Origin of the sequence: Dactylosporangium sp. NPDC049525, assembly GCF_040676755.1 — a bacterium.
GTDB lineage: Bacteria > Actinomycetota > Actinomycetes > Mycobacteriales > Micromonosporaceae > Dactylosporangium.
In genome coordinates, this window is record NZ_JBFAPO010000011.1 from 21,018 (window position 1) to 45,509 (window position 24,492).

The 24,492-nt window shown below is 74.1% G+C and carries 13 protein-coding genes; 9 read left to right on the forward strand and 4 right to left on the reverse strand.

The features are described from left to right. Positions 1 to 160: 160 nt before the first annotated feature. Both AB0K00_RS18290 and AB0K00_RS18295 read right to left on the reverse strand, forming a co-directional pair. Positions 161 to 1,042 (reverse strand): AbfB domain-containing protein, encoded by an 882-nt coding sequence (locus tag AB0K00_RS18290; protein ID WP_363522178.1) that lies wholly within the window; start codon positions 1,040 to 1,042, stop codon positions 161 to 163. A 113-nt stretch (positions 1,043 to 1,155) separates the two neighbouring features. Beyond that, complete coding sequence (locus AB0K00_RS18295) at positions 1,156 to 4,122, reverse strand: AAA family ATPase (RefSeq protein ID WP_363522179.1); 2,967 nt, start codon at positions 4,120 to 4,122, stop codon at positions 1,156 to 1,158. Between the two features lie 205 nt (positions 4,123 to 4,327). Here AB0K00_RS18295 and AB0K00_RS18300 point away from each other — a divergent pair, with 205 nt between their 5' ends. From AB0K00_RS18300 to AB0K00_RS18335, 8 genes are read left to right on the forward strand one after another with little or no spacing between them, the layout of a single operon-like run. After that, positions 4,328 to 7,390 carry an amino acid adenylation domain-containing protein gene (locus tag AB0K00_RS18300; RefSeq protein ID WP_363522181.1) on the forward strand — a complete coding sequence of 1,021 codons (3,063 nt, stop codon included), beginning with the start codon at positions 4,328 to 4,330 and terminating at the stop codon, positions 7,388 to 7,390. Beyond that, on the forward strand, positions 7,387 to 12,927 hold the full coding sequence (locus AB0K00_RS18305; protein ID WP_363522183.1) for an amino acid adenylation domain-containing protein: 5,541 nt from the start codon (positions 7,387 to 7,389) through the stop codon (positions 12,925 to 12,927). Before AB0K00_RS18300 ends, AB0K00_RS18305 begins: the two co-directional genes overlap by 4 nt. Next, on the forward strand, positions 12,924 to 14,429 hold the full coding sequence (locus AB0K00_RS18310) for an AMP-binding protein (RefSeq protein WP_363522184.1): 1,506 nt from the start codon (positions 12,924 to 12,926) through the stop codon (positions 14,427 to 14,429). Before AB0K00_RS18305 ends, AB0K00_RS18310 begins: the two co-directional genes overlap by 4 nt. Next, the gene (locus tag AB0K00_RS18315) at positions 14,426 to 17,350 is read left to right on the forward strand and encodes an amino acid adenylation domain-containing protein (RefSeq protein WP_363522185.1); all 2,925 of its coding nucleotides are present in this window, start codon (positions 14,426 to 14,428) and stop codon (positions 17,348 to 17,350) included. Before AB0K00_RS18310 ends, AB0K00_RS18315 begins: the two co-directional genes overlap by 4 nt. Then, positions 17,347 to 17,544: an MbtH family NRPS accessory protein gene (locus AB0K00_RS18320; RefSeq protein ID WP_363522186.1), complete on the forward strand. Its 198-nt coding sequence runs from the start codon at positions 17,347 to 17,349 to the stop codon at positions 17,542 to 17,544. Before AB0K00_RS18315 ends, AB0K00_RS18320 begins: the two co-directional genes overlap by 4 nt. Further along, a complete protein-coding gene (locus AB0K00_RS18325; RefSeq protein WP_363522187.1) occupies positions 17,541 to 17,801 on the forward strand; it encodes a phosphopantetheine-binding protein in 261 nt (86 codons plus the stop codon). The genes AB0K00_RS18320 and AB0K00_RS18325 overlap by 4 nt, the downstream gene beginning before the upstream one ends. Continuing rightward, on the forward strand, positions 17,794 to 19,143 hold the full coding sequence (locus tag AB0K00_RS18330) for a condensation domain-containing protein (RefSeq protein WP_363522188.1): 1,350 nt from the start codon (positions 17,794 to 17,796) through the stop codon (positions 19,141 to 19,143). Before AB0K00_RS18325 ends, AB0K00_RS18330 begins: the two co-directional genes overlap by 8 nt. After that, positions 19,140 to 21,068, forward strand: a complete 1,929-nt coding sequence (locus AB0K00_RS18335) for a N,N-dimethylformamidase beta subunit family domain-containing protein (RefSeq protein ID WP_363522190.1) — start codon at positions 19,140 to 19,142, stop codon at positions 21,066 to 21,068. Before AB0K00_RS18330 ends, AB0K00_RS18335 begins: the two co-directional genes overlap by 4 nt. 18 nt (positions 21,069 to 21,086) lie before the next feature. Here the strand turns inward: AB0K00_RS18335 and AB0K00_RS18340 are convergent, their stop codons facing one another. Next, complete coding sequence (locus AB0K00_RS18340; RefSeq protein WP_363522191.1) at positions 21,087 to 23,375, reverse strand: hypothetical protein; 2,289 nt, start codon at positions 23,373 to 23,375, stop codon at positions 21,087 to 21,089. A 187-nt stretch (positions 23,376 to 23,562) separates the two neighbouring features. Then, complete coding sequence (gene lepB, locus AB0K00_RS18345) at positions 23,563 to 24,078, reverse strand: signal peptidase I (RefSeq protein WP_363522193.1); 516 nt, start codon at positions 24,076 to 24,078, stop codon at positions 23,563 to 23,565. Positions 24,079 to 24,098: 20 nt separating this feature from the next. On the opposite strand from lepB, the gene AB0K00_RS18350 reads away from it, so the two are divergent. Continuing rightward, on the forward strand, positions 24,099 to 24,476 hold the full coding sequence (locus AB0K00_RS18350; protein ID WP_363522194.1) for a hypothetical protein: 378 nt from the start codon (positions 24,099 to 24,101) through the stop codon (positions 24,474 to 24,476). Positions 24,477 to 24,492 lie beyond the last annotated feature (16 nt).

The window sequence follows — 24,492 nt, forward strand, 5'->3', positions numbered from 1 at the left end:
AACGTGCGGCGGGCGCCCACCACCTACGATGCGCCGTTGCCGGGGCACAGGGGAGTGGAGCGTGCATCATGGGAGGGGCACTCTCTGGCTGCGTGCACCGCGAGACCGCTGCACCCCCGACCGGGGTCAGCAGTTGCTGCTGCTGGCCCCGGCCGCCGGGTCAGACCGGGATCCGGCGGAAGGTGGCGTCCGCCCTCAGCAGCGGCGTGTCGCCGGGTTCGAGGTAGAGCTTGAAGTTGCGGTGCCGGATGTACCGGTCCCCGAAGTTCGTCGACCGGAAGGTCACCGCGCCGGGATCGGCCAGTCCGGGGTCGAGATGGAACGTCGTGTCCTGCACCCACAGCAGGTCGCCGATGCCGGCCGGCGGCTGCAGTTTGACCTCGAAGTTCTGGTGGCGCAGGAAGCGGTCCGGGAAGTTGACCGACCGCAGGGCAACAAGGCCCGGACCGCGGCCGATGACGTCGAACTGGAAGTCCGCGGCGAGCTGATCCAGCGGGGTCACTTCGCCGAGGAAGTTGCGGTGCCGGATGCACCGGTCCGGGAAGTTGAAGGACGCGAACCTCGACCTGGGGCCGACCGCGTAGCGTGCCGGATCAGTGTAGGACAGCACGCACCGGAACCGGGCGTTGGTGTGACCCGGGTTGTCCTCGGCGTACGCGACGAACTCGTTCGCCCTCGGCCCGACGACACTGGCGTCGAGGTCGTTGCTGCCGGCGAACGGGTTGCTCCAGTCCATGAACAGCGTGAACCCGTTGCCGTCGAAGCCGATGTTGCCGACCGCGCCCCGGCCCGCGGCGGTGCTCCGCGACGAGAACACCATGGTGGAGCGGGGTTCCAGGAACGGTGCCGGCGGCTGCTCGAAACCGCCCGAGTCGTGGCCGCTGCGGACCAGCTTCAGACGCTCGTCGGTGGTGTTGACGAGCTCGATGATGCACGAGCGGTCGAACCCGAGCGCGTCGAGCGCGTGCTTGATCTTGTCGATGACCTCTGGTGCGGCTGCGGCGGCTGCCGCGATGCCCACGATGACGGCCGGAATTGCCATCGGCGTGCTCCCGTCTGTGTCGATCCACCCGATTGGCTGGTGTTTCCTCAGCGTCGGGCTAAGGCATGGCCGCCCACATCTGGAGATCGCCCAAGGGATCGCGTCGCGGCACCTTAGCCGGGTTGGCTCTCGTCGAGCAGTCCGGCGCGTTCGGCCAGGCCAGCGGCCTGAACCCGGTTGGTGACCTGCAGCTTGCGCAGGATGTTGCTCACGTGCACGCTGGCGGTTTTCGGGCTCATGTACAGCTTCCGGCCGATCTCGGCGTTGGTGTCGCCGGCGGCGACCAGCCGCAGCACGCTGCGCTCCCGTTCGGTCAGGCCGAACGGGTCCGCCGGTGGGGGCGGCTCCTGGCCGGGCGTGGGGTGCAGCGTGACGCGGGCCCGCCGGGCGAGGGACGCCACGGCGGCGGCCAGCGGTGCCATGCCGGCCGCCGCTGCCGCCGCGCGCCGCAGCGGTTCGGTTGCCGTCTCGGGGGCGGCTCCCGCGTTCAGCCGGGCCTGGGCGTGCCGCCACCACGCGTAGCCGGCCCGGTGCGGGCGGCCCAGCTCCTCCCAACCGGCCGCGGCCGCCGCCCAGGCGGCGGGGTCGTCGGCGCCGCGGGCGCGGCCACGCTCCGCGGTCCAGTCGGCATGGGCGCCGCGGACCTGCGCCAGGTACGGCTGCGCGGCAAAGGGCCGGCCACCCAGCCGCTCGGCGACCGCCTCCAGCCGCTCGACGCCAAGCAAACCGGACTCGCCGCCGGATGCCAGGTCGGCGGCGGCGCGCGCGCCGAGTGCCAGGAGTTCGCCGCAGAGCAGTTCCTGTTCGGTGCCCTCCAGCCGGGCGAGGACCCGCAGGATCTCGGCGAGGGCTGCGTCCGGCTGGCGACGCCACAATGCCACCTCGGCCACCACCAACGCCATCTCCCGGGCGTTGTCCAGGTCGCCGCCGATGGGCATCCGCAGGACGGCGGCCACGCGCTGCGCCGCCGGCTCCAGCTGCCCGCGGCGCAGGTCGACCTGTGCCTGCCGCAGGCACAGCGGCCAGCTGTCCAGCCTGGGCGTGTCGGTGTCGACCGGGTCCAGCAGCCGGGCCGCACCGGCCGTGTCTCCCAACTCGAAGGCGGCCTGCACGGCGTTGGCGAGGCCGACGGCGGCGCTGTACGACTCGCGCCGGCCGCCCCTGGTGGCCCGTTCGTATCCCGCGCAGCCGGCATCCCGCGCGTCGTGCAGGCGGCCGGCCTTGAGCAGCAGGTCGCTCTCGGACACGGCCAGCGCGGTCCCGGGGCCGTAGTCGCCGCGGTTCGCCTCCAGCGTCCGGGCGAGGTCGTTCGCGTGCCGCAGGGACTGCAACGCCGCGTCGAGGCGACCCTGCACGGCGTACTGGAAGGCGAGGTCGGCGGTGACCCTGATCGTCATGTCGTCGGCGTCGGCCGCCTCGGCCGCGGCCAGGGCCCGCTCGAGGTACCCGAGGCCGGCCGCGCCACGCCCTTCGCCGCGCAGGTGGTTGGCGAAGCGCAGCAGGGTCTGGGCGTGTTCCCGCGACGGCGGGGTCCCCTCGAACAACCGCAGCCCCTCCTCCAGCAACGGGCGGCCGGCGGCGGGGTCGTCGATCGAACGGTAGAACCCGGCCCGCGCGTGGACGTATGCGGCGACCGTGCGATCCGGGTGTGCCGCGAACCGGCGGTACGCGTGCTCCGCCACAACGGCGGCGTCCTCCCCCCGGCCGCTGGAGATGTACGCGTCGACGGCCGACAAGTGCAGCCGGGCCGGATCCAGCTCCAGCCGGCCGGCGGCGTCGGGCAGCGCGTCGTACAACTCGATCGCCCGGCACCACAGGTCGCCTTCCCGCGAGAACGCGAGCATCTGCGCGGCGGCGCCGGCGGCCGCGACGGTGGTGCGCAGCTCGTCGGCGGGCCGCCCCGCCCTGGCCCAGTGCCCGGCGACCTCGCCGAGGAGGGCCGGGTCGCCGAGCGCCTCCAGCGCCGTCGCCGTCCGGACGTGCAGGGCGAGGCGTTCCCCGGGACGCAGGTTGGCCAGGACCGCCTCGGCCAGCAGGGCGTGCCGGGGGCGGCAGCCCGGGTCGCCGTCGAACGGGGCGAGCAGCTTCGCCGCGGCCAGCTCCTCGAGCGCGTCGGCGACCTCCTGCTCGGCCAGGCCGGTGACGGCGCACAGCGACGGCTCGGTCAGCGACCGGCCCGCCACGGCGAGAGCCGCCAGCACCGCGCGGGCCGGACCGCCGACCCGGCCGGCCCGGGTGGCCAGGAGGTCGGCGAGGCCGCCGGGGAGGACCCGCGGCAGGGCCACGGCCGGGCCGGTCGCGCCGGTCAGCGCCGCCGCCACGAGCTGTTCGGTGTAGAACGGGTTGCCTTCGCTGCGCGCGTGCAGCTCGTCGACGAACGGGGCCGGCACGGGCCGGCCGATGAGGTCGGCCGCCTGCTCCGCGGTCTCGTCCCGGGTGAGGGCGACGAGGCGCACCTCCACCGTCAGCGCGGAGCGGCGCGCCTGCGCGAGCCAGTCGAGCACCTCCGCCCCGACCCCAGGCTCATCGCCGCGGCAGGTGACCGCGACGATCAGGCTCGGCCCGGCCGCCGCGGGCAGGTAGGTGAGCAGATCCAGGGTCGCGGCGTCGGCCCAGTGCAGGTCCTCGACCAGGAGCACCAGCGGGTCACCCTGGGCGATCTCGGACAGCACCCGCGCCACCGCGGCGAACAACCGCTCCCGCTCCCATGAGCCCCGGGGGCGGCCGTCCATCCCCGCCGGTTCGGCGAGGCCGGGCAGCAACCGGGCGACCTCGGTGCGCACGAACCCGGGGAGCCGGTCCAGCGCCGACACCAGCGTCCGGCCGTCGCCGGCCCGATCGAGCTCGGTGAGCGCCTGCGCCACCGGCAGGAGCGGCAGCTTGTCCACCAACGGCAGGCAGCCGCACACCACGGTGAGCGCGCCCGCGGCGCGGGCCCGCCGCAACGCCTCGCCCACCAGGCGGGACTTCCCCACGCCGGCGTCGCCCACCACAAGCACCAGCCGGGACGCGCCGCCGAACGCGCTGTCCAGGATCACCAGCTCCCTGCGGCGCCCGACGAACGCGGCGGTCCGAGTCACAGCTCACGTGACCATACCCCTCACGCTCCGTCAAGAAGCCACGATCAACTCCGCCGGATCGGGGACCTGGCGGCAGGGGAGCGGGGGCTGGTGACGTCGGAGGCGATCCATCTGCGTCGAAGGCTGGGACTAATCGTAAAGATTGTTGACAGTTGACGCATCGACTCGTACCTTACCCATGGTCACGCCGACGAGAGGGGGACTCGTGTCGGGAGCATTGTCTTTCGGTCAGGAACGACTCTGGTTCCTGGACCAGCTCGACCCCGGTGACGCCTCCTACAACATCCCGCTGGTCCTGCGCCTCACCGGCGAGCTGGACGCGGGAGCGCTGGCCGCCGCGCTGCGGGGCCTGGCCGACCGGCACGAGACGCTGCGCACCAGGTTCCCCGCCACCGACGGACGACCGTGCGCGACCGCCGGCCCGGCGCCGGCCCTGGACGAGGTCAGCTGCCCCGCCGCCGGCCTCGACGCGCTGCTCGCCGAGCGCAGCAACGCCCCGTTCGACCTCGCCGAAGGGCCGCTGCTGCGCGCCACCCTCATCCGGGTCGAGGACCGGCCCGGCGAGCACGTCCTGAGCCTCGTCGTGCATCACATCGTCGCCGACGGCTGGTCGCTCAACGTCCTGCGCGACGAGCTGGCCCGCCGCTACGAAGGCAGCTTCGACGATCCGCCGCTGCCGACGACGTACACCGCGTTCGCGCAGGCGCAGCGCGACGCCGGCGCGGAGCAGGACACCACCTTCTGGCGGGAGCAGCTCACCGGCGCCGCCCCGCTCGAACTCCAGCCGGACCTGCGCCGACCCGCGTCGAAGACGTCCGACGGCGCGTTCCACACCCGCCGCATCGCCGGCGCCGCGACCCTGGACGTCTTCGCCCGCGAGCACCGCGTCAGCCCGTTCATGGTGCTCCTCGCCGCATACCAGGTGCTGCTGCAGCGGCACACCGGCCAGGACGACATCAGCGTCGGCGTGCCCGTCGCCGGGCGCAACGACCCGGACCTCGAGCCGCTCGTCGGCTACTTCTCCAACACCCTCGTCCTGCGCGCCGACCTCGGCGGCGACGGCACCTTCCGGGAGCTGCTGCGGGCCACCCGCCGCACCGCCCTCGGCGCGTTCTCCCACCAGGACCTGCCGTTCGAGCGGCTCCTCGACGAGCTGCACGTCGAGCGGGACCTGTCGCGCAACCCGCTGTTCCAGACGCTGCTCACCGTGCACAGCCAGGACGGCGACCGGCATGGCGTGCCGCGGTCGTTCGGCCCGCTGACCGCGGTCGAGATCGACGGCGGTCACGCCCAGACCAAGGTCGACGTGATGCTCGACGTGTGGCGCTCCGGCGACGACCTGGTCGCCGTGTTCGGCTACCGCCGCGACCTGTTCCGCCCCGGCACGATCGCCGCGCTCGCGGAGCGGTTCGAGGTCCTCCTGCGCGCAGCGCTCGCCGCCCCCGACACCCGGGTCCGCGACCTGCCCGTCCTCACCGAGGCGGACCGTTCGTTTCTGGATGTCGCCGGTACGACCACCGCCCCGCCCGCCCGTGCCGTGCTGGACGAGCTCGCGGCGCGGGTCGCGCAGCACCCTGCCAAGGCGGCGCTGGACGGCATGACCTACGGCGCGCTCTGGGAGGCGTCCGGCCGGCTGGCCGGTGCGCTGCTGGAGGCGCCGGACCAGCCCCGCGTCGTCGGCGTGTGCCTGCCCCGCGGCCCGCACGCGGTCGTCGCCATGCTCGCCGCCTGGCGGGCCGGCGCCGCCTACCTGCCCCTCGACCCCGCGTACCCGGCCGCCCGCCTCGACTTCATGGTCGCCGACAGCGGTGCCACCGTGGTCATCGCCGACGCGGACCGGACCTTCGACGGGGTCCGAACGATCCCGGCGACCGCGACCGGCGCCGCGGCCACCGTGGACCCGGACCCCGAGGACACCGCGTACGTCATCTACACCTCCGGCTCCACCGGCACGCCGAAGGGTGTCCTGGTGCCGCACCGGGCCCTCGCCGCCCGCGTCGCCTGGATGCGCGACGGCTACGGCATCACCGCCGCCGACACCGTCGCCCAGTTCGCGGCGCTGAGCTTCGACACCCACGCCGAGGAGCTGTGGCCGGCCCTCGCCGCGGGCGGCACCGTCGTCTTCGCCGACGCGGACCTGCCCGACTTCCTCGCCTCTGCGGCAGGGGCCGCCGTCACCGTCCTGGACCTGCCGACGCCCTACTGGCACCGCCTGGTCGACGACCTCGGCGGCGTGCGGTGGCCCGCCGGCCTGCGCCTGGTCATCCTCGGCGCCGACCAGGTCGAGGCGGCCGCCGTCACCGCCTGGCGGGCCACGTTCGGCGACCGGGTCAGGCTCGTCAACTCCTACGGCCCGACCGAGACCACCGTCATCGCCACCGTCGCCGACCTGACCGGCGACGGCGACCCCGGCGACCGCCCGCCGATCGGGCGGCCACTGTGGAACACCACGGTCGCCGTCACCGAACGGCACGGCCGTCCGGTGCCGCCCGGCGTCCCCGGGGAGCTGCGCATCGGCGGCGCCGGCGTCGCCCACGGCTACCTCGGCCGGCCCGGCCGGACCGCCGACGCCTTCGAACCGGACCCGGACGGGCCGCCCGGCGCCCGGCGGTACCGCACCGGCGACCGCGTCCGGTGGCGGCCAGACGGGCAGCTGGAGTTCCTCGGCCGCCTCGACGAGCAGGTCAAGGTCCGCGGGTACCGCATCGAGCCCGGCGAGGTGACCGCCGCGCTGCTCGCCCTGCCGGGCGTGGGCCAGGCCGCCGTCGTCGCCCGCGCCGACGCCCTCATCGGCTACGTCGTGCCGGCGCACCTGGATCCCGCCGCGCTGCGGCAGGCACTCGCCGGGACCCTGCCGGCGCACCTGGTGCCGAACGCGATCGTCACCCTGGACGCGCTGCCGCTCACCGTCAACGGCAAGCTCGACAAGGCCGCCCTGCCCGACCCGGAGGTCCGGTCGGCCACCGGCTGGGTCGCGCCCCGCACCGACGCCGAGGACCTCGTCGCCGGAGTCTGGGCCGAGGTCCTCGGGGTGGAGAAGGTCGGCGCGCTCGACGACTTCTTCGACCTCGGCGGCCACTCGCTGCTCGCCACCCGCATGGTGGCCCGCATCCGCGCCGCCGTCGACCTGACCGTGCCGATCCGCACCCTGTTCACCCACCGCACGGTCGCCGGGTTCGCCGCGGCCGTCGAGGCGCTGCTCGTCGCCGAGATCGAGGCGATGAGCGAGGAGACGGCACAGCACCTGCTCACGGGGGATCTTTCATGACCGTCGAAGACCTGTCCGCGGCCAAGCGGGCATTACTTACCGCCCGGTTACGCCGGCGACCCGCCGCCGCGGTCACCATCCCGGCCCGGCCCGCGGGCACCACGCCGCCGCTGTCGTTCGCCCAGGAACGGCTCTGGTTCATGGAGCAGTTCGCGCCCGGGACCGCCGCGTACCACATCCCGGTCGCCCGCAGGCTGCGCGGCGTCCTCGACGAGGCCGCCCTCGCCCGGTCACTCGACGACGTCGTCGCCCGGCACGAGTCGCTGCGCACCCGCTACCCGGTCACCGACGACGGCAAGCCCGTCCTCGACATCGCCGAGCCGGGCAGCCCGAGCGCACTGCCGGCGCTCACCGTCGTCGACGCCGCCGACGAGGACGCCGCCGCCCGCATCGTCGACGAGGCCGTCGGCCGGCTGTTCGACCTCGTCCACGGCCCGCTGCTGCACGCGCTGCTGGTCCGCATCGCCGGCCCCGCCGAGCAGCCGGCGCCGGACGATCACGTGCTGCTGCTGGTCACCCATCACAGCATCAGCGACGGCTGGTCCAGCGAGGTCCTCGTCGGCGAGGTCCTCGCCGGTTACGACGCGCACGCGGCCGGGGTCCCGTCGCCGGTCCCGCCGCTGCCGGTGCAGTACGGCGACTTCGCCGCCTGGCAACGCGAACGGCTCACCGGCGACGCCCTCGCCCGCGAGGTCGACTACTGGCGCACCGAACTCGCCGGCGTCGAACCCCTCGCGCTGCCCACCGACCGGCCCCGCCCGAAGCAGCAGACGTTCGACGGCGCCGGCTACGGCTTCGACGTCGACCGGGAACTCCTCGACGGGCTCACCCGCCTCGCCCGCACCCACGGCGCCACCGTCTACATGGTGCTGCTCGCCGCGTTCCAGGTCGTGCTGTCCCGGCACAGCGGCCAGCGGGACTTCGCCGTCGGCTCACCGATCGCGGGCCGGCCCGAACCGGAGCTCGAACGGCTCATCGGCATGTTCGTCAACGTCCTGGCGATGCGGGCCCGCCTCGACGGCGACCCGACGTTCGCCGAACTGGTCGAACGCACCCGCGAGACGTGCCTGTCCGCGTACGCACACCAGGAACTGCCGTTCGCGCAGCTGGTCTCCGAGCTCAACGTGCCCCGCGACGTCAGCCGCTCACCGGTCTTCCAGGCCGTCCTCGCCGTGCAGAACTACGCCACCGCGGCCGCCGGCGACACCGCCGGGCCGCTTGACGTCACGCCGTTCGGGCTGCGGGCCACCGGCACCCGCTTCGACCTCGAGCTGTTCGTCATGGAGCACCCGAGCGGGCTGCGCGGCGCCTTCAACTACAACATCGACCTGTTCGACGAGGCCACCGTCGCCCGCCTCGGCCGGCACCTGCACAAGCTGCTGCGCGCCGTCGTCGCCGACCCGCACGCCCCCGTGTCCACAGTGGACCTGCTGGAGCCGGCGGAGCGCGACCAGGTGCTGCGCGGCTGGAACGACACCGCCGCCGAATTCCCGGCCGGACAGACGCTGCCCGGTCTCATCGCCGCGCAGGCCGCGCGGACCCCCGACGCCGTCGCCGTGCAGTTCCAGGACCGGCGCCTCACCTACCGCGAGCTCGAGGCCGCCGCCGACCGCGTCGCCCGCCGGCTGCGCGCCGAGGGCGCCGGCCCCGGCGGGCTCGTCGCCGTCAGCGCCGAACGCTCCACGGATCTCGTCGTCGGGCTCCTCGGCGTGCTCAAATCCGGCGCCGCCTACGTGCCCCTGGACCCGGACTACCCCGCGGACCGGCTCGCGTTCATGCTCGCCGACGCCGGCGCGCCGGTCCTGCTGACCCAGTCGCGGCTGCCGGTGCCGGACACCACGGCCAGGGTCATCTTCCTCGACGACCCGTCGGAGTTCCAGCAAGGGTTCGCCCGGAAGCTGCCGCCGGTGCCCGACGCGCCGCAGGCCGGCGACGTCGCCTACATGATCTACACGTCCGGGTCGACGGGGAAGCCGAAGGGCGTGCCCAACACGCACCGCGGCATCGTCAACCGCCTCGACTGGATGCAGCGCACGTACCGGCTCGACGGCACCGACGTGGTGCTGCAGAAGACCCCAGCGAGCTTCGACGTGTCCGTGTGGGAGTTCTTCTGGCCGCTCATCGCCGGCGCCCGGCTCGTCCTGGCCAAACCCGGCGGGCACAAGGACGCCGCGTACCTGCGGGACCTGATCGTGCGCGAAGGCGTCACCACCACCCACTTCGTGCCGTCGATGCTCGCCATGTTCCTCGCCGAGGACGGCGTCGCCGCCTGCACCAGCCTGCGCCGGGTCGTCTGCAGCGGCGAGGAGCTGCCGCCGGACACCGCCCGCGCCTTCGCCGCCACGCTGCCGGCGACGCCACTGTGGAACCTGTACGGGCCGACCGAGGCCGCCGTCGACGTCTCCGCCTGGGAATGCGCGGGCGACCTCGGCACCGTGCCGATCGGCGCGCCCATCCAGAACATCCGCCTCTACGTCCTGGACCCCGCCGGGCAGCCGGTGCCCCCTGGCGTCCCCGGCGAGCTGCACATCGGCGGCGTCGGCCTGGCCCTCGGCTACCACGACCGGCCCGGTCTCACCGCGACCCGGTTCGTCCCCGACCCGTTCGGCCCACCCGGCGGGCGGCTGTACCGCACCGGCGACCTCACCCGCTGGCGCACCGACGGCACGATCGAGTTCCTCGGCCGCATCGACCAGCAGGTGAAGCTGCGCGGCCTGCGGATCGAGCTCGGCGAGATCGAGGCCGCGCTGCGCGCGCAGCCGGGCGTCACCGAGGCCGCCGTCACCGTCCGCGAGGACCGGCCCGGCGACAAACGCCTCGTCGCCTATCTGGTCGGCGCCGGTGAACCCGACCCGGCGGCCCTGAAGACGGCACTGAAGCAGTCCCTCCCGGACTACATGGTGCCGACCGCGTTCGTCGGCCTGGAACGGCTCCCGCTCGGCCCCAGCGGCAAGCTCGACCGCCGCGCGCTGCCGGCCCCCGTTGCGGCGGCCGCGGGCGCCGACGCCGCCCCGCCGACCACCCCCGCCGAGCTCGTCTTCGCCGCGATCTGGGCCGAGGTCCTGGGCCTGCCGTCCGTCGGCATCGACGACGACTTCTTCGACCTCGGCGGGCACTCGCTGCTCGCGACCCAGGTCGTCGCCCGCGCCCGCAAACAGCTCGCCGGCATCGGGCAGCCGGTCAGCGTCATGGACGTGTTCACCCTCAAGACCATCCGCGAGCTGGCCGCGTTCGCGTCCACGTCGGAGGAGGAGCGCGGCCCGCGCCGGCTGCTGCACCGGCTCACCAAGGACGCGACGGCGCCGGACCTGACGCTGGTCTGCGTCCCGTACGGCGGTGGCAGCGCCGTGGTCTACCAGCCTCTCGCCGACGCGCTCCCGGCCGGGCACGCCCTGTGGTCCGTCGCCATCCCCGGCCACGACGTCGGCCTGACCGAGCAGCGGCTGCCGTTCGAGGAACTCGCCGACCGGGTCGCCGCCGAGATCCAGGAGCGCGTCGGCGGCCCGATCGCGCTCTACGGGCACTGCGGCGTCGGCAGCGCCCTCATCGTCGCCGTCGCCCGCCGCCTCGAGAACGCCGGCCGGGACCTCGAAGCGGTCTACATCGGCGCCCAGTTCCCGTTCGCCCGCCCGCGCAGCCGCGTGCTGAGCGCCCTGAGCCGGTTCGCCGCCCTCGAACCGCTGCTCGGCAACCGCGTCTACGAGAACTGGCTCACCTCGATGGGCGCCGACGTCGCCGACCTCGACGACACCCAGAAACAGTTCATCATCGGCAACATGCGCCGCGACTCCGTGGCCGCCGAGGAGTACTTCACCGCCACCCTCGACAGTGCGGGCACCCGCCTGCGCGCGCCGATCGTCTCCGTCATGGGTACCCGCGACCCCGCCGCCGACTTCTACCAGGAGCGGTACCGGGAATGGCTGCTGGTCTCCGACCGGGTCGCACTGGTGCTGCTCGAGGAGGCCGGGCATTTCTTCCTCAAGTACCGGGCGAAGGAGCTCGCGGAGATCGTCAGCCGCGCCCACCCGACCCTCGTCCCCGGCGGCCCCGAACCTTCAGAGACCCTTCCTTCGACGGCGGGGGAGACGTCGTGGTGGCTGCACGGCACCGGCACCGCCGCGCCCGCACCCGCCGACCCGGCCGCCGCGCAACCGGTCGCGCAGCCGGGAATGGCCCGGTTCCTGATCGTGGCGCTCAGCCAGCTCGTCTCCATCACCGGCTCCGCGCTCACCGAGTTCGCCCTGCCGATCTGGATCTACCTGGAAACCGGGTCCGTCGCCAGGTACGCCCTGTACGCCGTCATCGGCATGCTCCCCGGCATCCTCGCCGGACCCCTCGCGGGCGCGATCGTCGACCGGTTCGACCGGCGCAAGGTGATGCTCGCCGGTGACGTCGCCGCCGGCGCCACCCAGGCCACCCTGCTCGCCCTGCTCGTCAGCGGCGTGCTCGTGCCCTGGCACATCTACCCGCTGCTCGCCGCGCTGTCGATCGCGCTGACGTTCCAGCGGCTCGCATACGCCTCCGCGGTGCCGCAGCTGGTGCCGAAGCAATACCTCGGCCACGCCAACGGCATCGTCCAGCTCGCCGGCGGCGTCAGCGCGTTCGTGGTGCCGCTCATCGCCGTCGGGCTCATGGCCGGCATCGGCCTCAAGGGCATCCTGATCCTCGACGTGCTCAGCTACACCGTCGCGATCACCGTCCTCGCCGCCGTCAAGTTCCCGCGGACCCTGCCGTGGCGGCGCCGCGAGACGCTCCTGGCGGAGATCCGGCACGGCTTCGCCTACTCGTGGCACCACCGCGGCTTCCGGGCGATGCTGCTGTGGTTCGCCGGCCTCAACATCTTCCTCGCCCCGCTGTTCCTGCTCATGACGCCGCTGGTGCTGTCCTTCGCCGACCTCGACGCCGCGGCCCGGGTCGCGATGTGCGGCGGGGCCGGCGTCATCGTCGGCGGCATCGCGATGGGCTTCTGGGGCGGGCCGCGCCGGCAGCGGCTGCGGGGCATGCTCGGCCTCGCCGCGCTCCTCGCCGTCGCCGCGGTCCTCGGCGGCACCCACCCGAGCGTGTGGATCGTCGGCGCGTGCGCGTTCGGCCTGTCCGCGGCGCTGTCGCTGGTCAACGGCGTCTACACCACGATCGTGCAGGTGAAGGTGCCGCAGCGGTACCACGGCCGGGTCTTCGCGCTGAACACCATGGTCGCCTGGTCGACGCTGCCGATCGGGCACGGCATCGTCGCGCCGCTCGGCACCAGGTTCTTCGAGCCGCTGCTGCGACCCGGCGGCGCGCTGTCCGGCACCGTCGGCGCGGTCATCGGCACCGGCCCGGGCCGCGGGATCGCGTTCATGTACGTCGTGTTCGGCCTCGCCATGGCGGCGATGGTCGCGGTCGGGCTGCGGATCCCGGTGCTGCGCCGCTTCGACACCGACGTGCCCGACGCGCTGCCCGACGACCTCGTCGGCATCCAGGAGCTGCGCCGGCGCGTCCCCGCCGGCGAGCAGCGGGATCGCGAGGACACCCGCACCCTGGAGCCGGCCCGATGACCACCACCCCGGCGGCCACGGCCCAAGCCTCCGCACGTGCCGCCGCCCGCGCCCCCGCGGTGCCGGCGACGCTGCCCGCGCTGCTGGCACACCGGGCGGAGCGGGAACCGGACCGGGTCGCGCTCGTCGCCGGCGACGAGGAGGTCACCTTCGGCGCCTGGCATGCCCGGGCCGAGGCCGTCGCCGCCGGTCTCCGCGCCCGCGGCCTGAGCCCCGGCGACCGGGTGGCGCTGCACTACGGCACCGCCGGATGGAACGACTACGCCGTCGCGTTCACCGGCGTGCTGCGCGCCGGGCTGGTGGCCGTGCCGATGTCGGACCGGCTCGCCCCCGCCGAGGTCCGGCACGTGCTCGCCCACAGCGGCGCGGCCACCGTGCTGCAACCCGCCACCCTGGCCGAGGTCGAGGCCGGCGGCCGGACGGCCACCGAGCCCGCCGTCGCGCCGCCGTCGCCGGGGGACCTGGCGCAGATCCTCTACACGTCCGGCACGACCGGCGTCCCCAAGGGCGTCGGCGCCACCCACGCCAACCTCGCGTACGGCTGCACCCTCGACCCGCGCCGCCGCCCCCTCGCCCACTCGACGCACTTCGTGCACGCCTTCCCCGTCGGCAGCAACGCCGGCCAGACGATGCTCGTCAACGCGCTCAACGCCCGCGCCGCCGCGCTCACCGCCGGCACGTTCACGCCCGGCCGGTTCGCGAAACTCATCGAGCGGTATGCCGCCGGCACGATCTTCCTCGTCCCCGCCATGGCGATCGAGATGCTGCACGCCGCCGTCCACACCACCCACGACCTGTCCGGCGTACGGCTGATCGGCTCCACCGCCGCCGCCCTGCCACCGGCGGTCGCGCTACGGCTCACCGCCGCGTTCCCGGCCGCGACGATCGTCAACTACTACACGTCGACCGAGGCCGCCCCGGCGCAGACCTCGATGGTGTTCGACCCCGAACGACCCGGCGCGCTGGGCCGCCCGACCGTCGCGGCCGACCTGATGATCGCCGGGCCGGACCGGCAGCCGCTGCCGGTGGGGGAGACCGGCGACGTGTGGCTGCGGTCCCCGACCGCCGCCCGGTCCTACTACCGGGACGGCCAGGCGTCCGCGGACGTGTTCCACGGCCGGTGGGTGCGCATGGGCGACGTCGGCCGGCTCGACGCCGACGGCTACCTGTACCTGGTCGACCGGGACAGCGACGTGGTGAAGTCGGGCGCGCACAAGGTGTCGACGCTGCAGGTCGAGCACGCCCTGCACGAGCACCCCCTCGTGCGGGAGGCCGCCGCGTTCGGGGTGCCGCACCCGGTCCTCGGCACCGCGGTCGCCGCCGCCGTCGTCACCGACGGCCCCCTCACCGCACCGCAGCTGCGCACGTTCCTGCTCGAACGGCTCGCCGGGCACGAGGTGCCCGGCCGGATGCTGTTCCTGGACCGGCTGCCCCGCAACGACAACGGCAAGATCCTCAAGCGTGAGCTGCGCCAGCTCCTCGACGACAGGGCGACCCAGTGACCACCCAGACCGTTGCAGACCAGCTCACCCCCGCTCAGCACGGGGTCTGGATCACCGAGCAGACCCTGCCGGTCGGCGCCGCCTACCACCTCGCGGTGACGATCCGGTTCAGCGGCACCCTCGACGTCGACCGGCTCCGCGCTGCCTGCGCCGCGGTCGTGGCCCGCCACCCCGTCCTCGGCGCCGCGGTCGACGGCGAGCTGCCGGCGCTGGTCCCCGCCGCCGACCCGGTCGCCCTCGCCGTCCGCCCGGGGGACCCGGCAGAACTGCCCTCGCTCGTCGCCGCGCCGTTCGACCTGCGGCGCGGACCCCTCGCCCGGTTCACCCTGCTCCGCACGGGGGACCGTGAGCACCTGCTGTGCGTCGTCGTGCACCACCTGGTCTTCGACGGCACCTCCAAGCAGGTCCTCGTCGCCGACCTCGCCGCCGCGTACAACGGCGGCACCCTGGCCACAGCGGACGCCCCACCGGGAGAGTCCACAGTGGACGTTGCCGGGGCGGCGGCGTTCTGGGCTGCGCGGTGGCAGGAGCCCGCCGCGCCGCAGCTGCCCGGCCAGCGGCACACCCCGCCCGGGGCCGGCGCCGTCGCGGTGCCGTTCGCCATCGGCACGGCGGCCCTCGCGGCAGCGGCCACCGCCGTCGGCGTCACCCACTTCGAGCTCCTGCTCGCCGCCTGGCACGCGTTGTTGCGCCGGTACGGCAACGCCACCGTCACCACCGCCCTCGAACTGTCGACCGCGGACCGGGACGCGCCCCGGATCGGGCTGCACGTCAACGAGCTCCCCATCAGCAGCGCCCCGGACCCGGCGCAGCCATTCGCCGAATTCGCCCGATCCCTGCGAGCGCAGCTGCGCGACGTCTACGCGCATCGCCGGGTCCCGCTCAGCCACGCTGTGCGGCTCACCCCACGGGCGGCGCTCGCCCCGCTGACCGTCAGCTACCGGCGCCGCGCCGACGCACCCGCGTTCACCGGCATGGACAGCACCGTCGACTGGCTGGTGATCAGCGGTGCCGTGCGTGGCACCGCCAACCTGCAACTCGTCGAGGGCCCGTCGGTCGTGGAGGGCAGCCTCCAGCTCGTCGCGGGCTCGTTCGCCGCCGAACAGGTCGCCGCGCAGTTCCAGGCACTGCTGTCCGCGGCGGTTGCCGCCCCCGACACCGCCATCGGCGACCTGCCGCTGCCGGGACTCTCGGACGCCGCCGCCGTCGGGCCAGGCCCGCGCGACACGGTGGTGGACCGGTTCCTGGCCCGGGCCGCGGCGACCCCGGGCGCCGTCGCGGTCGTGTGCGGGGACCGGCAGGTCAGCTACGGCCGGCTCGGCGCCGCCGCGAACGGCCTCGCGGAGCGGCTGCGGCGGCAGGGGATCGGGCCCGGCGCGCTCGTCGGGATCGCCCTGCCGCGCACCGCGGAGCTGCTCGTGGCGGTGCTCGGGGTGCTGCGGACCGGCGCCGCCTACCTGCCCCTGGACCCGTCCTACCCGGCCGAGCGGATCGCGTTCATCCGCGACGACGCGGGCGCCGCGCTCGTCCTCACCCCGGACGGCGTGTCGCTCGACGGGACCGGCGACGCCGCGCCGGACGAGGCGCCGTCCCCCGATGACCTCGCATACGTCATCTACACGTCCGGGTCGACCGGGCGGCCGAAGGGCGTCGCCGTCCCGCACGGCGCACTCACCAACCTAGTCGACTCGATGCGCGACCACCTCGGCGCCCACGCCGGCGACACGTGGCTCGGGCTGACGTCGCTGTCGTTCGACATCTCCACCGTCGAACTGCTGCTGCCGCTGACCGTCGGCGCCCGGATCGTCCTCGTGCCACCGGACCGGCACCGTGACGCCGCCGCGCAGCTGCGGCTCATCGACCGGCACGCCGTCACCCACGTGCAGGCCACCCCGTCCGGCTGGCGGCTGCTGCTGGAGGCCGGGCTGACCCGCGGCGACCTGGTCGCCGTCACCGGCGGCGAGGCGCTGCCCGCCGACCTCGCGTCGCAGCTCAGCCCCCTCGTCAAGCGGCTCGTCAATGCATACGGGCCGACCGAGACCACGGTGTGGTCCGCGCTCGCGGACATCGCGCCCGGCGCCCCGGTCACCATCGGCGGGCCCGTCGCGAACACCACCCTGCACGTCCTGGACGACGCGCTGCGGCCGGTGCCGGACGGCATCGCGGGGGAGCTGTGGATCGGCGGGCTCGGCGTCGCCCACGGCTACCGCGGCCGGTCCGGGCTGACCGCCGACCGGTTCCGCCCCGACCCGTTCGGCGCCCCAGGTGCCCGCGTCTACGGCACCGGCGACCGGGTGCGGCGCGGGCCCGGCGGCGGACTGGAGTTCCTCGGCAGGGTCGACAACCAGGTGAAGCTGCGCGGGCACCGGATCGAACCCGGCGAGATCGAGACCCGCCTCGCCACGCACCCGTCGGTGGCGCAGGCCGCGGTGACCCTCGCCGACCCGCACGGGCCACGGGCCCGCCTCATCGCCTACGTGGTGCCCGCCGCACCGGTCGACGCCGACGCGCTGCGCGGACACGTGGCGCAGGCGCTGCCCGGGTACATGGTGCCGGCCGAGGTCGTGACACTGGAACGGTTTCCGCTCACCCCGAACGGCAAGCTCGACCGGGCGGCCCTGCCCGTCCCCGCCGGCGAGCGTCCGGCCGAGCCCGCCGGTGCCACAGCGGCGGCTGATGGCGGTACCGGCGACGAAACGACGGCCACGGTCACCGGAATCTGGCAGGAGGTGCTGCGCATCGACGACATCGGTCCCGACGAGGACCTGTTCGACCTCGGCGGGCACTCCCTGACCATCACCCAGATCGCGGTCCGCATCCGCAAACGCCTCGGCGTCGACGTGCCGCTCGACGTCTTCTTCGACACCCCAACGATCGACGGCGTCGTCGCCGCGATCGCCGAACTGCGGGAGGCCCGATGAGCACGCCGGACACGTTCGCCGTCGTCGTCAACGACGAGGAGCAGCACTCGCTGTGGAACGCCGCCGAGGAGCCGCCGGCCGGCTGGCGGCGCACCGGGTTCACCGGCAGCCGGGACGAGTGCGTCGCCCACATCGACGAGGTGTGGACCGACATCCGCCCGCTGAGCCTGCGGCAGCGGCTGGCCGCCCGATGAGCGCCCCCGACCTGCGCGACAGGGTCGCGACGCTGGTCAGCACCGCCACCGACGGCGAGGTCAGCACCGAGGAGATCCTGGCCGGCGGCGGATCCCTGGCCGCCCTCGGCGTCGGCTCCCTCGCGGTGCTGCGGCTCATCGACGCCCTCGACGACGAGCTCGGCGTCCAGCTCGACCTGGACGCGCCCGGCAGCCACCTCGACGACTTCGACGCCCTGGTGCGCACCGTGCAGGAGCGGGCGGTCCGCGATGACTGAGCTCCTCGCCCCGGCCCGGGTACCGTTCGCCGGCGAACGGTCCGGCACCGGCCCGCTGACCTGGGGACAGCGGGCCATCTGGCACGCGATCGGCCGTACCGTGCCGAACGACCACTACTTCAACCTCGACCGGATCGTCGACCTCGGCGCGCGCACCGTGCCGGTCGACACCGCCCTCGCCGCCCTGGCCGCTCTGGTCGCCCGGCACGAGGCGCTGCGGACCCGGCTCGGGGCCGCAACCCGTCAGGTGCTCGCCGCCGACGGTGTCCTCGACGTGCACGTCTTCGACGGCGGCGCCGACCCGGCCGCCGCCGCGGCCCGCGTCCGGGACCTCCTGGCCGGGACCGCCTTCGACTACCGCGCCGAGTGGCCGGTGCGGGCCGCCGTCGTCACCACCGGCGCGTCGGGTGCCGACGTCAGCCACCTGGTCCTGGTGCTGTGCCACCTCGCCACCGACGGCCACGGCGCCGAGGTCCTCGCCCGCGACCTGCGGCTGCTGGTGCGGCGCGGCACCCGCGGGCTGCGCGACCCCGAGACGACGCCGCTGGACCTCGCCGAGGAGCAGCACTCCCCGGAAGGGCACCGCCGTGGCGCCACCGCCCTCGCGTACTGGGCCGAACAGTTCGCCCGCATCCCCCCGACCATGTTCGTCACGCCGGTCGCGCCGCCGCAGACGCCCCGCTACTGGACCGGCCGGATCGTCTCCACCGCGCTCGGCGGTGCCGTCGACGCCCTCGCCGCCCAGCACGGCGTCAGCGGCTCCACCGTGCTGCTCACCGCCGCCGGGGCCCTCGCCGCGGTCGCCGGCGGGCACTCGACCACCGCCGTCATGCCGATCGTCGGCAACCGGTTCACCACCGCGCACCGCGACCTCGTCAGCACCCTGTCGCAGGACGGCCTGTTCGTCCTCGACGTCGACCGGCCCACGTTCGGCGCGCTGCTGCGCCCCGGCTGGCAGGCGGCCCTGCGTGGCTACCGCGCCGCCGCCTACGACCCCGCCGGCTGGGACGCGATGCTCGCTTCCGCGGCGGCCGCGCGGGGCGTCGAGGTCCACCCGTACACCTGCTTCAACGACATGCGGCTCGTTGAGGGCCGCCCCACCCAGGCCGCGACCGAGCCCCGGGACACCCGCTTCGACTTCCCAGCCACGCAGGACCGGGTCGCGTGCCGCTACTGCCTGCACATCACGAATGATGGGCCGGCCCTGGTCGTGACCCTCACCGCGGACACCGCCTACCTGCCGCCGGGCGCGATCGAAGGCCAGCTGCGGGCCCTGGAGGAGCTGCTGGTCCGCGCCGCCGGGGAAGACGTGCCGATGACCGCACTGACCGGACTGCTGTGACCCCGCGGGCGTACGCGCGGGCCACGTCCTGCGTGGCCGGGACCCCGCTGCCGTTCGCCGTCACGGGCGCCGCCAGGGTCGTCGTCACCGACGCGATCACCGGCCTCGTCATGCTCCGGTCCGACGTGGACGGTCCGACGTGGACACTGCAGGTGCCTGTGTCGTGGCCGTCGTCGCTGTACCGGGCCACGTTCGCCGCCGCCGGTGCCGTGCCGCGCATCGACGGCGCCGGTGACGACGAGGCCTGGTTCGTGGTGCGCGCCGCGGCGCCGGTCGCCCCGATCCTGGTGTCCGTGCCGTTCGCGACCTGGCAGGCGTACAACCGTGCGGGCGTGCCGGCGGAGGGCCTCTACTACGCGGAGGAGCCGACCCGGGCGACCGCCGTCACCTTCGACCGGCCGGGCGGCGGGCCACCCCCGGAACGGTGGGAGGAGCCGCTGCTGCGGTGGCTGCGCGCCGCCGGGTACCCGGTCGAGTACTGCTCCAACCTGGACCTGCACCTCGACCCGGCGATCCTCGACGCGCACCGGACGCTCATCGTGTGCGCCCATGACGAGTACTGGACGTGGGAGCAGCGCGACGCGGTCGAGGGCTTCGTCCGCCGCGGCGGGAACCTCGCCGTCCTCGGCGCCAACACCGCCTGGTGGCAGATGCGCCTCGAGGACGGCGGCCGCACCATGGTCTGCCACCGCGACGCCACCACCGACCCCATGTCTACAGTGGACCCGGGCCGGGTCACCGTCGAATGGTCCAGCGCCCCCGTCAACCGCCCCGAGAACACGATGACCGGCGTCAGCTTCCGCCGCGGCGCCGGCGCCTGGGGCGACGGGATGGCCGTCATCGGGCAGGAGGCGTTCACGGCCAGGTTCGCCTCGCACTGGGTCTTCGACGGCACCGGCCTCAGCGACGGCGACAAGTTCGGCCAGGGCACCCTCGGCTACGAGACCGACGCCGCCGACATCGCCGAGGTCGACGGCGTCCCGCGGGCCACCGGCCGGGACGGGACCCCGCCGTCGTTCGTGGTGCTCGCCACCGCCGACCTGCGCCACTGGCGCCGCTACGGCCAGGGCGGCGCCGCCACGATGGGCGTCTTCGACCACGGCGCCGGCACCGTGTTCACCGCCGCGACCGTCAACTGGGGCAAGGGCCTCAGCGACCCGGTCGTGGACCGCATCACCCGCAACGTCCTGGACCGCTTCTGCGCCCCGCTGCCCGTCGCGCCGCCTGCGTGGTCCGGCGGCGTGGGGCCCGCCCGGTCGGCCGGTCCGGTGGGCCCGCCCGGGCCGCGCGGACCCGCCGGCGACTGGACGGTCATCGGCCCGCCCGCGGAACTGCACGCCCTCACCACCTGCGACGGCTCGTTCTACGCGGTCGCCGCCGACGGTGGCCTGCTCGCCCGCGAGGCGTGCGCGCAGAACCTGCCCTGGCGCCGCATCGGCGACGCCCCGGACGTGCTGTGCCTCGCGTCCCCGCGCGAGGCCGCCGGGCCGATGCGGCAGGGCCTGTGGGCGGTCACCGCCGCGGCCCGGCTGTGCTACCGCGACCCGGCCTTCGACGCCGCACCGTGGACCGATGTGACCGACGCCCCACCGGGCACGGGCAGCCTCGCCCTGTGCGACGCCGGCCTGTTCGCCGGCGCGGCCGGGGACACCCTGTGGTATCTGCCCGCACTGGAGCTCGGCACCGGCGGGTGGCGGCCGATCGGCACCGCGGGCGGCAGTGTCGCACTGACCACGCTCGGCGGCCGCCTGTACGGCATCACCGGCGACGACCGCATCGTCAGCCGCCCACCCGTGGCCCGCCCGCACCCGTTCACGGACGTGTGCGCCGCGGGCGCCAGCCGCACCCTGACCGGGCACGCCGGCCGCCTCGTCGGCGCCGGCCCCGGCACCCCGCTCCGGCACCGCCTCCCACCACTGCGCTGACCCCCGCCGCGGCCACGCTTACGGCGGGGGCGCGGGTGCGTCGCACAGGCGGTCCTGCAGTCTCGCGTGCCGAAACTGGTAGAAGGCGCCCGCCTGCCGGAGCACCCCGACGCGGTGGGCCTCCTCGAGGAAGGCCGGAAACCGCCAGGGCAGCTTCCCCGTGAGGGGCAGCCAGAAACGGGTGAACACCAGCCAATGCCCCCATGGCGTCATCAGCAACCCGAAGCCCAGCAGGTTCGTCGCCGCACCGACGAAGCCCAGCGCGATTCCGGTCGTCAGGTTGATCTGGCGGGCACCGGCGAGTGCCGCCGGCAACGCGATGGCCGCCGCGAACGTCAGGGTCTTGACGACCGTCTCGGTGCGGGTGCCTGCCAGGAATCGAAGCGGGTTCGGGGCGGCGTCGATGTCGGCCGGAGTTTCGAGGCCGGTGGCCAGCCCGACGGCAAGACCGCTGGTCGCACCGAGTGCCACGCCGCCCTCGAAGCCCAGCGCCCACCCTCCGACGAGGCCGGCCAGCAGACCGGGCCCGATGATCCTCAGCATCGCCACCAGCCCCCCGGCGGCGCCGCGCCCCGGCCCGCGGCCGTGCGACACCGGCTCAGGCGGATACAGTGCGGCGATCGCCCCGAGCGCACCGCCGACGAGAAGACCCGCCGCGAGCAGCCCGAGCGATCCGAGCGCCGACGGGTGGCTCCCGTCGCGGAGGGTCGAGGTGATGAAGCCCTCCGCCCGACCGAAAATCATGCCCGAGACCAGGCCACCGAACGCCCCTCCCGCCGTGCCCAGCAGCGCCGTCCGTCCGACGACGGTCACCCTGCCCCGCAGACGGAGCCGGGCATACCGCAGCTGGGGACCGGTGGTGGTGACGGCCGAGCCCGCGCCTACCCCGGCGCCGAGACCGGCGCCAAGAGCGGCCAGCCCCACGGAACCGTAGACGGCCGCAGCGACGACACCGCTGCCGACGACGAACAGCGTCAGTCGAACCGGCCGCGGCACCGCGTCGCGCAGTTCCCACCACGCGATGCTGCGCCTGTCCATCACCTTCAGCAACGCCGCGAGATTGCGCAGCCAGACCAGTGACCGGCGGACCGGCCAACTGGGCCGCCGGGAGTGCGCCAGGTGACCGGAGCGATAGGCGGCCGGGATGAAGCCGTCGAGGAGCCTGTCCTGGATCGCCTGAGCCGACGGGAACAGCGCCGCGTCGATGAGTTCGACTGGGCTCGCGTCCGTCGCGTCGCTGTAGACGGCGCGTGCCATCGCCACCATGAGCGGCGTGGCGAGGACCTCGAGCATCCAGCGACTGGACGGCGCAGCCGGCGATTCCCGCACCTGGTCGAGCACCGTCAGCCAAGCGTCGCCGCTGGTTCTGGCCTGGGTGGTTCGTTCGGTCCGCGGCAGGTAGTCCAGCAGGTCTTGCAGGTCGAGGTCGTCGAGCTCGATTCCGGCTGTGGCGTAAACGGCTCCGCTCTCGTGCACCGCGGCGACGAACTCGTCCTTCCGGCTGGTCAGCACCAATGGTGTGGATGTGTCGCTCAGCGCTTGAAGCGCCTGGGCCCGCCGACCGTCCGCGATCTCGTCGAACCCGTCGAGGACGGGCAGGATGAATTCCTCCGCGATGAGCTGCTGCGCCAGTGCTCCACCCGTGGAGGTCAAGGTGTCGAGGCCGGGGTAGTCGCGGATCAACTCGGCTTCCAGCCACTCGCTCAGCGATTGCACCGACGGATCCCAGGAGCCCAGGCTGAACATCACGGGCACCCGCTGCGCTGCGTGCCGGGTCTGGATCAGGTCGAGGACCAGCTGATAGGCGAGAACGGTCTTTCCCGACCCGCCCTTGCCGAGAATGTACAGCCGTGAGGAGGGAATCCTCGCGAAGGTGTCGGCGATGTGCCGGACCGTTCCGGTCAGCATGAGGGGACCGCCGTCCACACCGGCCGGACTTCTGCGGATGTTCGACCAACTGTCAAGGAGATCGTCGTCGACCGTGTGCCAGCGGACCGGCAGCGGGAACGGATCACGGATTCTCCTGCGCTCCTCCTCGGCGCGCCATTGGTGACGGACGGCTCGGGCGAGTTGATCGGCCGCGCTTTCCAGGTCCTCGAGCTGCGGGTCACCGCTCGGCTGGGGTGGCGTCGTGGTGGCCCGACCCCTGAATCTCGACATGATGGACACGACGATCAGGGCCGCGGTCAGGACCCACAGCCAGGTGATCCACGGCCGTGTCACCGAGATCGTGCCGGTCGCGACATTGCCGATCAGGCCGAGCAATATCGGAACGACGTTTGCGACGACAAAGGAGGCCCGTCTCATGGCGGCTCCTCCCGCGCAGCGTTCGAACATTGGCCGGCTGACAGCGCTCCACACCTACCTGGAATGCTCAACCATCCACCGGGCCGCGTCCATGCTCCGCATGCCCGAGCATCGTGACGCATAGGCCCTTGACGAAGCGGTCAAGCTGGGACCGACTGGCCGGTCATCGAATGAGCATCGATCTCGCCTACGGGACCATGACCGCGATGACCCGGTCGGTGGGCAGGGCGCCGAGGCAGCGGGAGTCCATGGACAGGCCCCGGCTGTCACCCATGACGAACACGCGCCCGGCCTCGACCGTGACCGGGCCGAACCGGCGCGAAACGCACCTGCCCGCGTCCGGTGGGGCGTCGATCGAGGAGTTCTCCCCGAGGTACGGCTCGTTGAGCGCCACCCCGTCGACCGTCACCCGGCCGTCAACGTCGCAGCACGCGACCACGAACCCTTCGACCGCGACCACCCGCGCCACCGACGGCCCGGACCCGCGTCCCCAGGAGTCCGGGGCGCGGAACACCACCACGTCGCCGACCGTGGGTCGGTAGGTGCCCTCGGCCACCACCTTGGCGGTGAAGGTCTGGCCGGAAGTCAGCAGCGGCTGCATGGCGTCGGTCGACATCGTGTACCGCCTGGTCTCCGGCAGCTCGGGCGCGGCGCCGCAGCCGGCCGACAGCAACGCCATGCCCAACAGGACCCGAGACCACATCCGGCGGACCATAGCACCGTGTGAGCCAGAGCACTGCGTCGTCCTGCCGGGGTGTGCGCGGCGGGGCACACGTGTTGGCGCGGCGGGTGCACAATCTGGATCGCACACGTCACGACGCGCGGGAGTGCGCGGAGCGGGCGGCGGGGTTGGGAGAGCAGCCGGTGCGCGGTCAGTCGCTGGTCGGCAAGGTCGGCGTGGTGGTCACCGCAGTGCGCGGGGGTGAGCGGCCCGGGGAGATCAGGGTCGTGGTCCAGGGCGTGCCGCACCACTACCTCGCGTATGCCGTTGAGCCCCTGCCGCCCGGCGCCCACGTGCTCGTCGTTCATTTTCGCGGTGCGCGCCAGGTCGACGTCGAACCGTGGTCGCCGATGCCCGGGGACCACACCACCACTGGCTGAGAGAGGCCAAAGCAAT